We start from the raw sequence: 12,203 nt of genomic DNA on the forward strand, positions 1-12,203 counted from the left end.
TTGTCGGGGTCGGCGTGTGCCAGCCGTGCTGTGATGTTGCGGCTGTCTTGGTAGGCCTGGCGTGCGGCTGACAGGTCCCCGGCCATGACTGCCACGTGCCCCACGTTGTCGAGGGCGATGGACAGGTCGCGTTGGGCTTGTGCGTTGTCGGGGTCGTCCTGCGCCAGCCGCGCCGCGATGTCGAGGCCCTCTTGGTAGGCCTGGCGTGCGGCTGACAGGTCCCCGGCCATGACTGCCACGTCCCCCACCCTGTCCAGGGCGATGGAGAGGTCGCGTTGGGCTTCGGCGTTGTCGGGGTCGGCCTCGAGCCGCTCCTGGGCGACGGCGAGAAGCCGCTCAACCCAGACGCGTACTTCCGTGAGGTTCCCAGTGATCATTAGAGCGGTGTGATAGCGATCAACAAGGGCCAGGTAATCTGACGCATTGGTCGGTACGGAGGGTGTGATCTCAGCGAGGTAGGCGGCAACGGCCAGTTCACCTGAGCCCCTTGCTATCGCCTCGGCGCCGGACATCGCGAACGAGGTGAGCTCTTCCCACTCGCTTAGAGCTTCCAGTTGACGTGCGATGTCGACGCGGTCGTCGTAGCCGCCACGCTGATCCGCCAATCGCGCGTACCTCATGGAGATGATCCGGCGTCTCCGCGCGGCATCCTCCTGGCCCTGGTCGATGGCTTGCGTGACCCAGGGATGGACGGCGATCTCGTCCTCACCGCTCGGCGACAGCAGGGTCAACTCCATCAGGCGTCTCACCGTCGCCCGAACCTCGCCCCGATGCTCGTTGGCCTTCGACGCGCCATACCGGGCGAGGGCCAGGTCGTCGATGGTCATCGGGATGATGGTCGCGGCGGCCTGCAGCAACAGGTCCCGATCGGTCTCGTCCAGCAGGCCGAGCAGGTCGTTGAGCAGGATGTCTTGGCTGCCCAGCACGATCGCGTCATCGATGCGGCCACCGAGGTCCGCGCTCTCCTCTAGGCCGTCTAGATCGAGCCCCACACGGTCGGCCATAGCCTCCAATTTGTCGTTCACCTCGGCGAATGTGGACCAGCCACCCCTCAGCAGGGCGTCGACGAATTCGAGCAGACGCGGGTGGCCGCCGATCCGACCGACGAGGATGGCGTCGTCGTCAAGGTCGCGCAGCTTCGGCAACCGCTGCAGGAGCCGGCGCAGCTCGGCGCGAGTCAGCGCGGGCAGGCGCTGGTGCCACAATCGCTTGGCCCGTGCGTTCGGCACCGGATAGCGGCAAGTCACCAGGACGGCGCCGACGACCGCGGCCCGGCAAATGTCGGTGAAGACTTTCTCAAAAGCAGGGTCGATGAACGCGTCACCACCGCTGGTGAGGTTCTGCTCGAAGTCGTCGAAGACGAGCAGGAGCCGTGCCTGCCTCAGGAACCTGAGCAGGATGTCGAATTTGTCGGTGTCTTCGGCCTCGTCGAACGCCGTGCTCAGCTCGCCGTCGCCGAGAAGCGGCGCGACCGCCGCGAGCAGGTCGGGAGGGCTCCACCGGCCGATGTGCACGACGGTGGCCCAGCCACTCTCTCGCATTCGGGCGATCGCGCGCCCCGCGAGGGCGCTCTTGCCGATCCCGCCGATACCGCACACGACCGCGCCCGAGCGCCTCCCCACCTCGGCCAGCGCCTTGTCCGTACGTCGAAGCACCGCCAGGATGTCCCTCAGCTCCTTGCGACGGCCGATCAGCCGCCCGACAGGGATCTCGTGCACTCCTATCCCTGACCCGACCTGCGCCATCACGGAAAGTTCCACCGGGTCGGCGGCACGGTCGACCAGGACGGGGTCACCGGACGCACACACCAAGGTCGCCAGCCCATACTCGGGCCACGTGATGCCCTCTGTCGCCCGGCGTCGCCGTTCCTCCAGGGTGCGGCGCGCGTGCGCCAGGGCCACCCCGGGCGGCGATCCGTGCTCGGCCATCTCTAGATAGAACAGCCGAGCCAGCTCGGTCGCGTATCGGTCGGTGACGGGCGCCTGCATCGCAAGCACGCGGTCGGCCCCATGCCGAACGAGTTCGTAGGCGAGCGCGTCAGGGTTCGAAGCGCCTGCGCAGGCCGACACGACAATCAACGGCAATGGCTGCCCGCCCGACCGCAGGAGCGCGACCAGATCCTCGGTGCTAACCGTGATGGGCTCACCTGACTCGCCAGCCAACTCCACACTCGACGACGAACCATGCGCCGACAGGTGCAGCACGTGATACTGGTCCTCGCGCAGAGCCAAGCCGATCTCTTCAGGGCTGGCCACCTCCAAGATCCGCAGTTGCGCACGCCTGCTCTTCCCGGCCGCACCCGCCGAGTCGAGGACGGCCTGCATCTCAGCCTCGACATCCAGCGGCACGTTCGTTGTCTTTGGCTCGTCGGGCGCTGCGACCGCGGCGAGGATCTTCAACGGGCCGGGGCTGGCCGGTGTCGCCGGACGGTCCAGACCGGCGAGACGACGCCGCACCGACACACCGGGCAAGGCCGCCAGCAGGCGCCCATCACCAAGCCGCATCAGCTCGTACGGCAGGGCCAGTGCGGGCCCCGACGCCTCGATCACGATCTCGAACCTGGCGTCGAACGTCGATCCGTCGGCCAGCTCCCGTACCCGCGCCGACACGACATCCGACAGGACAGCCGCGCCCAGCGCCTGCCCCATAGCACCCAGCCGCATGTCCCGCTCCGCCACGGCGGCTCGCAGCGCCTCCTTGGTTCGGGCGCCGGTCGGCAGGCTTCCCCATGCCGTCTCGATTCCGAACGGCAGGCCTGCCCGATTCTCCCCCAGCGGCGAGCCCGACAGCCGCGCCTGGGTCACTATGCGCCCGTCCTCGATCCGTACGTCGAGGACCAGCTCGTTGCCCAGGGATGTGAACACGGGGGCCTGCCCGAGGGGCAGCTCCTCATAGCGCGGTATGTCGAGCAGGACGCGCAGCAACTCCTCTGCCCCAGCCGGTGTGAATTCCCGCACGGAGAAATAGGTGGCGGCCGGAGCGCCGAAAAAATCCGGCAGGTCGGCAGCCGTGCGGCCGGGCAGCACCACGGGAAGGTACTTCTGCCGTGCCTGGCCGTCATTGGTGGCGAATGCCCGCCGGATGCGCGCCGCTTCATGCCGGGCGCCCCACGCCGTGCCTTCCTCGTCGTAGTCCTCGGCCCGCTCGCGATATGCAGGCGAGCCCACCACCAGCACATAATCCACCGACGCGAACTGCTTCTCGATCCATTTCGCCCAATCCACCGGCCGGGCCTCGGTCAGATCGACACGCGCGTCGATGCCGTTGTCCCGCAGAAACCGGTAAAACTCCCACACCTCGTGCGGGGGAGTGCCGCCTGGGTGCGCGTGCGAGATGAGAACCCGTGTCGCCCGTTCGCCATCGTTCGCCGTCATCGCCTCACCATCGCCACGGGTCGCCTTCTGGAAAGGGTAATCCGGCCCTCTACCCGACCAGCCCATTTGCGAAAAATCGCTACATGAATCCAGCAGGCTGCTTGCGGTGTTATCGCGTTCCTTATGTGGGACGCTCGCCTACTTTGCGAGGTATGCCCCCAGTAGAGTGAAGCCCGGCATGGTCTCATGCGGCTGGACGCCGACGGTGAATACCTCGGGATCGTCGAACACCGGTTCCCCGCTGGGGCGGCGGGCGTACGGGACGCGGCCGTAGTCCACGCCGTCGGCTCGGTCGCAGCTCATCCACGTGATGGCTTCCTGCTCGCCTTCGCGCAGGGGATGGTTCGACACCGCTCGCATGGCCACGGTGCTCGGCGGGATGAACACCCAGACCTGCGGTACGGCGAGCACCCAGCGGGTCGCGTCGATATCTCGGGCCTTGGCCGCAGCCCGTGTCTCGAAGGCTGCGGCCGTCGCCTCGTCGCGCAAGTAGTCATAGTCGCTGAGCACGAGCCTGCGGTCCCCGTCCAGGACGACGATGGCAGGGCACTCACGGGCGACGATGTTCTTCTCCAGTCGCGTGACCACGTCGTCGAGCAGGGCCGCCGTCTTGTCGTTCATCTCGCCCTCCCGAGCATGTGCCGCCACATCTGATCCTGCCCGATGAGGTCTCGCTCGGATGTGCATTACCTCGTACGGCCCGCACCAGGACCGGGCGGGCCGTACGAGGTGAGCAGTCAGGCAGCGCGGGACAGGACCGGATGGTCGAGCACTTTCTCCAGGACGCGGATGGTCTCGCGGTCCAGGTCGTCGACGCCACCGGTCACCGTGCGCAGGAAGTTGCGCTCCGCTCGGCAGGCGCCGCGGACGGTCTGCTCATGGTGCACGTAGGTGTTGACGGCCTGCATGACGCCCCAGCCCGAGCCGGCCCAGGGCGAGACCCGATCGTCGTGGCGCCAGAGCCGGTTGAGGACCTGGCGCTTGGTCTCGGCGAGGCTCCAGGAGCGCCCACGTTCGGTCGGCATGGGGGCGAACTCGTCCAGGAAAGTGGCCCATTGGCGATCGCTCACGCTGATTTCGCAGAGCCGCTTGACCTGCTCGGCGAAGTCGTCCGCCACCTGGTAAACGATGTTGAGCGCGTCCCGTGCCTCGTTGAGGCGCAGCTTGGAGTGCTTCGAGTGCTTGATCTTCACTTGCTGCCCCCGCTCGGCCAGGCCGGCGGCCATCGTGTTGTCGCACACCACGTTTGTGACGACCCGCTTGAACGTTGTGGCGAGCGACCCGTCGAACGAGGTCGCTCCGACCAGATGCGGCCGGAACTCCACGCCTTCGGGAGTGACGATGTTCTCGGGCACCTCGACGGACACCCAGGCGACCGCGCCGTTGCGCAGCAGGCCCGCCGAGCCGATCGACAGGTCGTCGTCCAGGAGGCGGCCGATGGTGCCGATGAGCCATTCGACGTACGGATGCGGCTCGTACCCGTCGGAGAAGATGCCCATGACGTGGCCCGTATCGCTGCGTACGATGGCCTGCCGCTCGGGGATGGTGACCAGCCCGCCGGTGACGGGGTCTTCCACGTATACCGGCCGGGACAGGGCGTCCCAGCCGAACAGGCGGCGCTTGACGTTTTCCACGGGAATCGGCCCGGGGTAGTGGTTGGGCTCCTCGCCCTGGAGGGCGGCCCGGTAATGCCAGGCGGTTCCGCGCTTCTCGGTGAAGCCGATCAGGGTGTTGGCGTTCAGCCACTCCAGCGTTTCCTTCGACATGTGGTTCCTCCAGACATGACAAAGGGCACCGCTTCGGGTGCCCAGGGACGGATGGCTTCGCTCGATGGGTCAGCAGTGGGCTCCGGCGGTCCACAGCTCCAGGGCCGTCGTGGCGTCCTTCCGAGCAGGGCGGTCGGCGCCGCGGAGGTCGGCCAGTGTCCAGGCCACGCGCAGGACGCGCGTGAACGACGCGGCGGTGAGCATGCCTGAGTTCAGGGCGGATCGCAGCACGTCGATCGCCGTAGACTGGGCGCGGTAGGTGGTGTGCAGTTCCAGGGCCGGGACCTGGCTGTTGGTCGTCCACGGCGTGCCGGCCAAGCGCGCCGCTGTGCGTTCGCGCGCTTCACGCACCCGCGCCGCCACCGTCGCGCTCGACTCCCCCGACGTACGGAGCCGGGGCGCGGGCTGAAGCCTGGCGCGAACCTCGACCCTGTCCAGCAGCCCGGTAAGCCGGTGGAGGTAACGGCGCCGACGCAATGGCGGGCACTGGCACCGCTCGGCGCTGGGACAGGGACACGAGCGGGCGGACATCACGAGCATGAAGCGCGCAGGAAGCGTGATCAGACGGTTGCCCCGCGCAAGGATCACCTGTCCTGTCTCCAGCGGACGCCGCAGCTCATCGAGGATCTGGCCGGAAAACTCTGGCGCCTCATCCATATAGAGCACGCCGTGATGAGCCAGAGAGATCGCGCCGGGCCGGACCAGGACAGGCCCGTTCCCGCCGCCGAGCATGGCCGCCATCGTGATGGTGTGATGTGGCGCGTACAGCGGTGGCACGGTCGCCGGCTGACTGTCCAGCCCTCCAGCGAGCGAGTAGATCTCGGCGACCTCTCGGGCGGCGTCCGCATTGAGGGACGGGAGGATGCCGGGCAGGCGTTCCGCCAGCATGGTGGCCGGACCGTCGCCGAGCAGGAACAGATGATGCCCGCCGGCCGCGCACACCTCCAGCGCACGGCGGGCGGTCTCGTTCCCCGCAACGTCGGCCATGTCCAGCGCTGGCGGCTGCATCGATGTCGGACGGGACTGCTGGTGATAGGCGTGGCCTCTCAGGCTGCCGTCCCGCAGCCACGCCACCACGTGGGCCAGGGTCGTGGCCGGGATCACGGTCACGCCCGGCGCCTGGGCCGCCTCGGCGGCGTTGCCGTCGGGCACGACGACAGTCGTGATTCCCGCCCCGGCAGCCGCGCCGACGGCAGGTAGGACGCCCCGCACCGGACGGATACGACCATCAAGGCCCAGCTCCCCGATGAAGAGCACCTCCGCGGGACCGCCCTCCGGTATCTGCCCGTCGGCGGCCACCAGGGCCACCGCGATGGCGAGATCGAGCATGGCAACGTACTTGGGCACGCTGCCCGGCAGCACGCTGATCGTGATCTGCTGGTCGGGCCAGGCCAGGCCGCTGTTGATGACGGCCGCCCGCACTCGGGCACGCGTCCACGCGGCAGAGCCCTCCGGAAACCCAACGATCTCCAGGCCGGGAGAACCCGGCGTGGTGTCAGCTTCGACGTTCAGCAGTTGACCGGAGAGTCCGATCAACGTGGCCGAATGGGTCGCGGCATATCCCATCACTGATCACCGCCGCTCGGAAGGGTCGGCTGAGCGGTGAGCGGGTAGCGCTTGGCGTTGGCCGCGATCTCGTCGGCCAACCCGGCCCAGTCCACCTCCGCGATCTGCTCCGGTGGGATGCCGTGGTCCAGTGTGAAGGCGATCATGTTCGCGAACCGGTAGGACGGATCGTCCGTCAGTGCCCGGTCCACCGCGACTCGCGACAGCGCGCCGTCACCGCTGAGCAGGGCGACGAACGCCAGCACGGCCGCCGGAGCGGCGACGTACCCGGGCTCGACCTGGCGAACGACCTCACTCCACAGCCGGATGTGCGTCTCATGGCTGTAGGGCCCGATCATGGTCAGGGCGGCGTCGCGGACCGCGATCCCCGTGAGCAGGACGCCCAGCCAGGCGACCTCATCGTCGGTCAGTTGCTCCCCCACCTGGGCACGGTCGAGCGCGGTCGTGAGGCGCTCCAGGCCTTCCTGGTACCAGTCGTGCCCGGTGTCGAGCAGCGTCTGCGCTCGGCTCCGGGCGGTACGGGTCGCCTCCTGCACCGCCTCTCGCTCGGGCCCGGTTACGGACGCGAGGCGCTGGGCGAAGGCGCCACGATCGCGGGCGACGGCGAATCCAGCCAGGACCGCCTCGGCGGCGGTCTCGGTTCCGGCTACGTCGTACGGCGTCCCCTCTGGTGCGCAGCACCCTGGATCGGGGCACACGTATGACCAGTACCGGCCGTCATGGACCCGCAGCACATCGGCTGTCGGGACCCCGGCCGCGGCCACGGCCAGGCGGACCGCATCCATGGTCGGCGTGACCTCCTGGCCAGACCCGTAGCCGATCAGGATCACGTGCGTGGCGTCGTTGCGCTTGAGCATTTCTGTCAGGCGGCCAGCCAGGTCTGGCCCATCGTTGGCGTCTTCGGGCAGGTCGAAGCGCACCACGACACCAAGACCCGCGCTGTTCGCGTCGGGACCGCTGGTGCCGCTGTCGAACGCCATCACGACGATGCTGCGCTCCGGGTGGAAGCCCAGCAGATACGCCGCCATGGCGATGAAGTCGACAGGTTTGCACAGTCGGACCGTTCGAGTGGGGACCGTGGTCATGGATTTCCTCCAGACATGAGAGCCCCTGGCCGGCGGGGCCAGGGGCGGGTGGGCAGGGTTAGCAGCGTTCGGTGCGGATACCGCCCCGCGGACCGAGAAAGACCCTCACGGCCGGGCAGTCCAGCCCGTCGCGAGAGCCGTACAGTGTGATCTCGCAGTCGTCACCGACGCAGGGCGTGAGCGCCTTGGTGGGCTCCCGCTCCACGAAGGCGAAGTGCGACCGCGACCAGTAGCCGAAGCGATGCCGCTTTATCAGCTTGCGGCGGGCGTCGGCCAGCCCGGTGAACTCCTCCAGATCATCAGGCTCCGGCAGGCTGTAGCCGTTGCCGCCGTGCCAGAGTCCGAACCAGCGAGCCATCATCGATCTCCCTTCGGCAGCCGGTCAGGGAGCGCGCCGTACAAGCCGGGAGCAAGCGCGTACGGCGCGCCGCCTCACCAGCCGCAGATGGAGGGATCAGCGCGACGGGCAGCCGGGGGACAGGTGATCGGTGCCGCCGCAGTAGCCGCACTGATCCTCCAGCGCGTAGATCGACAGCTCCTCGGCGTACTCATCGCGCCAGTTCAACTGCGCCCTGCTGTAGGAGTCGAAGTAATCGGCGTCGGTATCGCCCTCCCGCAGAGTGAGGAAGGACAACACCGTTCGGGCGGCCTTGATCAGCTCCTCGGTCGTCGATACGGCCCCGACACCGGAGCAGATGTCGGAAGCGGTGAAGATGGTCCGCCGGTTGCGGGACAGCCGGTACGACCACCGGAGACGGCCGTCATCGGTACCGCCGGCCACCGCCAATTCCAGACGGTGATCAGCATCGATGGGCCACGTGGGCATCAGCCGGGAGCTGATGACCCATCCCGGCGGCAGGGTGAGGGCATAGTTGATCGACATGGCGCCTCCAGATGTGTGATCGGTAGTGCCCGTCAGGTAGGGGCCCGCGCGGCCGTACCTCTCGGGTGCGATTGCGGACGGCGCGCCGGGGACACGCGAGAACCCGGCGCGCCGGGAGGAAAAGGGTCAGGACAGCCGGACGGCCTGAACCGAGGCCTGATACCACTGACCGTGCGCCTCGATCTTGCCGTCGGCCCGGTAACCCGTCCGGCCCGTACGGAACCGGCGCGCAGTCAGGCTGTCCATGATCAGGCCAGCCAGCGCGGCGCTCATCTGCTCAGGCGTAGCCTGAACCGCGAGGCGCTGGCCTTCCTTGGACCCGATCAGTACGGCCTGAGCCTGGGCCTGATATCTGACCCCCTCCGCGGTGATCTTGTCGGAGCCGTAGAAGCCCTTGGAGCCCGTCGAGAACTCCTTGCGCCCCAGCTCGGACTTGATCATGTTGGTCAACGCCTGGCTGACGTCCATGTGGACCCCCTGTGAACGGCAGGGCCCAGACCCCATGCCTGGGCCACATCCATGACGCGTGTCCTGATCGCCGTTCACAGTCCAGCCAGCCGCCACGGGTCCCGCTGGCCGGCCCCGTTCTGGCCTGTCAGCAGGCGACCCGTATATGTACGCCCGTTGATTCTGGTCGCCGGAGAGCCGGGCGAAAGGCTCTCCGCACGGTGAGGCGATCACGCTTTCAGAGGCGCGTTTCGCTCTCACTTAAATACGGTGGCAGGAACGGCTCAACCGTCCGCGCCCGGCATGACTTTCTTGGATTGCCGAACGCGCGAACGGTCGCGATGTTCCGCCGTATCCGCTGGTCACGACCGCATGAAGCGGCGCAGAGAAGCGGCTGAGAGTGGCATCGCGCGATCCGCACCGTGACGCGTACCGGCGAATTTCACTCTCACTTAAATACGGTGGGCGCGACTGCTCGACCGTCCACTCTTCGCAAGATTATTTCTGCGTGGGATGGGCGGCGGAATGCGCGCTACCAGGAATAGGAAAGGGCCTCAGAGTGGTCCTCTGAGGCCCTGTAGCGGCTTTCTGGTCAGGCGTCCGTGGGTTCGGTGGCCCCGTACACCAGGGCATCCCTCGCGTCGTCCAGACGGGCCGACAGCTCGCGCCACTCGGCGCGCCCGGCGTCCCGCACCCGGATCACCGCCCGGCGGGACCCGTACGCTCCGCCCTGCTGTGCCTGAGCAGTTTTGGCGAGAACGCCCGCCCGCCCCAGGTCGTCAGCCTGAGCGGCGACCGTGAGAGCCTTCCGCAGGACGGGGAAGTCCGTACCGTCGCCGAAGGCCGCGCGGAACATTTCGGCACTGTGCTGGGAGACGCAGAACGCGAGAGCCGCACCGGTGACGTTCTGGGCATGGGGGAGCCCCCGCATGAGCTGAGCGCCCGGCGTCTGGTCAATCTCGTCCGGGGGCACGTCGATCCGGTAGCCGTTGCGCGCCGCAGCATCCCGGACGGCCCAGCGCTGAAGGGTCGTGCGGGTGATCGTCATTTCGCCACCGTCCCGGCGGACGTAGACCCATGCCTGAGTCTCCCGAGTGTGGCCGCTGTCAGGGGTAGGGGCGCAGGACGCGACGATATCCCGTAGGCGCTGAGCGAAGAGAAGGACAGCGTCCTGTGTGACGTCGTCCGACACGTCGTCTGTGCCGTACGGCGCGTACCCGCCTTTGACGACGGTCGCGCTCCCGTCCATGCGCTTGCGGGAACGGGTGGAATCGACGGTACGGCAGTAGCCGCGCGCCAGCCGCTGAATCTCCGCCCAGTCTTCCGGCGTCACGTGCGCCATGTCCTCAGGGGCGAGGCTCGCGCCGGGCACGTTCGCTGGGACGTACTTTCCGAGAACTCCGTTCGACATGATCGCTCTCCGATTGTTCGCGGCGCACAATCGCCGTGCGCCGCCCGTTTTCTTGGTCAATCCAATTGAACCGCGAAATGGAGATCAAATCAATTGCTTCGGAGTCATTGTTGCGGCGTTTTGCCAGGTCAAAGCTGTGGAGGTTTGGGGAATGGAGGCTTTGGGATACTCCGCGAAGTTGCGGCATTGCACAGATGAAGCATCGTTAGATGTGAATGTCCAGATGAATAGGTGACCATATGAATTCAAGGAGGGAGGGCAAATCATCGTCGCGTTTCCCCCTTTAGTGAAGGTCATACCAGTTCTTGAGTCGGGGTGATATGCAGCCCTCCGTTAGCGCCTCTACCAGGAGATACGTGTTGCCGGGGATGCCTACTTAAGCAGGAGAGCTAGACGGAAGAGTGTCAGGAGGGCCACTCGGAAGGATGCTGACCGTGATGATCAAGCTATCGTGTCGACGCGCCTACGTACTTGCGTGATGATCAGAGGCATGAAGGTGCTGGTGCTTGGCGGAACGCGGTTCGTGGGCAAGGTGTTTGTCGAACATGCCATGGCTCTTGGGCATCAGGTGACGACATTCAACCGCGGCCGCACTGGTCAGGATGTGCCTGGCGTGGAAGTGGTCCGAGGTGACCGGGAAAACGTTGCTGAGCTCGCGTCCCTGGTTAGCGGCAGAGATTGGGACTGGGTCGTCGACAGCAGTGGCTACGTTCCCCAGGTTGTGGGAAGTGCCGCACGTCTTCTGTCCGACAGGGCCGCGGCGTTCGTGTTCCTCTCCACAATCTCCGTATATCCGGCTTGGCCAGACGAGCCTGTCGATGAGGACAGCGACACCTACGACTGTCCGCCGGACGCTCCCGGTACCGCCAAGGACGAGGCGAACTGGACCGCCGCACAGTACGGCGCCTACAAGGCCGGCTGCGAGCGCGCCGTGCAGGAGGCCTTCGCAGGACGGGTCACTGTGCTTCGTCCAGGGGTGATCCTCGGGCCCCAGGAGAACGTCGGCCGGCTGACGTGGTGGCTTCGACGGATAGCTCAAGGCGGCAGGGTCCTGGCACCGGGTCGGTCGGCCAAACCGATCCAGCCTGTGGATATCCGCGATCTGATCGCTTTCACGGTGAGCTGCCTGGAGGGCGGAACGACAGGCACTTTTAACGTCACGGCGCCGCGAGGCCACGCGACCTTCGGGGGCATGCTCGAAGCATGTCGTACGGCGACGGGCTCCCAGGCCAAGCTGACCTGGGTGGACGACGACTTCCTCGTCGGGCGCAACGTGAGGCAGTGGACCGAGCTCCCACTGTGGCGGACGCCTCCTGGAACGTGGGCGGTGCAAGCAGCCAAGGCAGGAGCGGCAGGCCTTAGCTGTCGGCCAGTCCAAGCAACTGTGCAGGACACGCACGTTTGGCTCACCAAGAGCGGCGGACCCCTCGCCTATGATCGCCAGGCTCACCATGGGCTGTCCGCACAGAGGGAGCGTGTACTCCTCGAGGCCTGGGATCAGCGCCCGGGTAACGCGCCCAACATGGTCGTAGGCGAGGGAGACAGCAACCCGTCCGCTTGAAGGCCTGAGCCATCCCGCCCGTTGCCTGAGCGGGCCGCGAGCGATCGGCGCACGACCTTGTGGCTCACTGTTCGGCTGTTGAGAGACCACGAGGCCTCTGGCGATCCTCC

The 12,203-nt window shown here is 67.1% G+C and carries 10 protein-coding genes; 1 reads left to right on the forward strand and 9 read right to left on the reverse strand.

The window, feature by feature from the left end; translation table 11 throughout:
• The 9 genes from AB0B72_RS30175 to AB0B72_RS30215 form a co-directional block, all read right to left on the reverse strand.
• On the reverse strand, positions 1-3,374 hold a 3,374-nt coding region (locus AB0B72_RS30175), incomplete at its 3' end, for a CHAT domain-containing protein (RefSeq protein ID WP_367742572.1).
• Positions 3,375-3,512: 138 nt separating this feature from the next.
• Positions 3,513-3,995: a hypothetical protein gene (locus tag AB0B72_RS30180; protein WP_367742574.1), complete on the reverse strand. Its 483-nt coding sequence runs from the start codon at positions 3,993-3,995 to the stop codon at positions 3,513-3,515.
• Between the two features lie 116 nt (positions 3,996-4,111).
• Positions 4,112-5,140: a DUF932 domain-containing protein gene (locus AB0B72_RS30185; RefSeq protein WP_367742575.1), complete on the reverse strand. Its 1,029-nt coding sequence runs from the start codon at positions 5,138-5,140 to the stop codon at positions 4,112-4,114.
• Positions 5,141-5,209: 69 nt separating this feature from the next.
• Complete coding sequence (locus AB0B72_RS30190; protein WP_367742576.1) at positions 5,210-6,706, reverse strand: YifB family Mg chelatase-like AAA ATPase; 1,497 nt, start codon at positions 6,704-6,706, stop codon at positions 5,210-5,212.
• Complete coding sequence (locus AB0B72_RS30195) at positions 6,706-7,791, reverse strand: DUF4192 domain-containing protein (protein ID WP_367742578.1); 1,086 nt, start codon at positions 7,789-7,791, stop codon at positions 6,706-6,708. Before AB0B72_RS30195 ends, AB0B72_RS30190 begins: the two co-directional genes overlap by 1 nt.
• Positions 7,792-7,849: 58 nt before the next feature.
• Positions 7,850-8,152, reverse strand: coding sequence for a hypothetical protein (locus AB0B72_RS30200; protein ID WP_367742579.1), 303 nt, complete (start codon positions 8,150-8,152; stop codon positions 7,850-7,852).
• A gap of 93 nt (positions 8,153-8,245) precedes the next feature.
• The gene (locus AB0B72_RS30205) at positions 8,246-8,674 is read right to left on the reverse strand and encodes a hypothetical protein (protein ID WP_367742580.1); all 429 of its coding nucleotides are present in this window, start codon (positions 8,672-8,674) and stop codon (positions 8,246-8,248) included.
• Between the two features lie 126 nt (positions 8,675-8,800).
• Positions 8,801-9,142, reverse strand: a complete 342-nt coding sequence (locus AB0B72_RS30210) for a hypothetical protein (protein WP_367742582.1) — start codon at positions 9,140-9,142, stop codon at positions 8,801-8,803.
• A 571-nt stretch (positions 9,143-9,713) separates the two neighbouring features.
• Complete coding sequence (locus AB0B72_RS30215; protein ID WP_367742583.1) at positions 9,714-10,532, reverse strand: hypothetical protein; 819 nt, start codon at positions 10,530-10,532, stop codon at positions 9,714-9,716.
• 490 nt (positions 10,533-11,022) lie between these two features.
• Between AB0B72_RS30215 and AB0B72_RS30220 the strand changes: the two genes are divergently transcribed.
• The gene (locus AB0B72_RS30220; protein WP_367742584.1) at positions 11,023-12,093 is read left to right on the forward strand and encodes an NAD-dependent epimerase/dehydratase family protein; all 1,071 of its coding nucleotides are present in this window, start codon (positions 11,023-11,025) and stop codon (positions 12,091-12,093) included.
• The last annotated feature ends 110 nt before the right edge of the window (positions 12,094-12,203 follow it).

It is taken from the genome of Microbispora sp. NPDC049125, from assembly GCF_040802045.1.
Lineage (GTDB): Bacteria > Actinomycetota > Actinomycetes > Streptosporangiales > Streptosporangiaceae > Microbispora.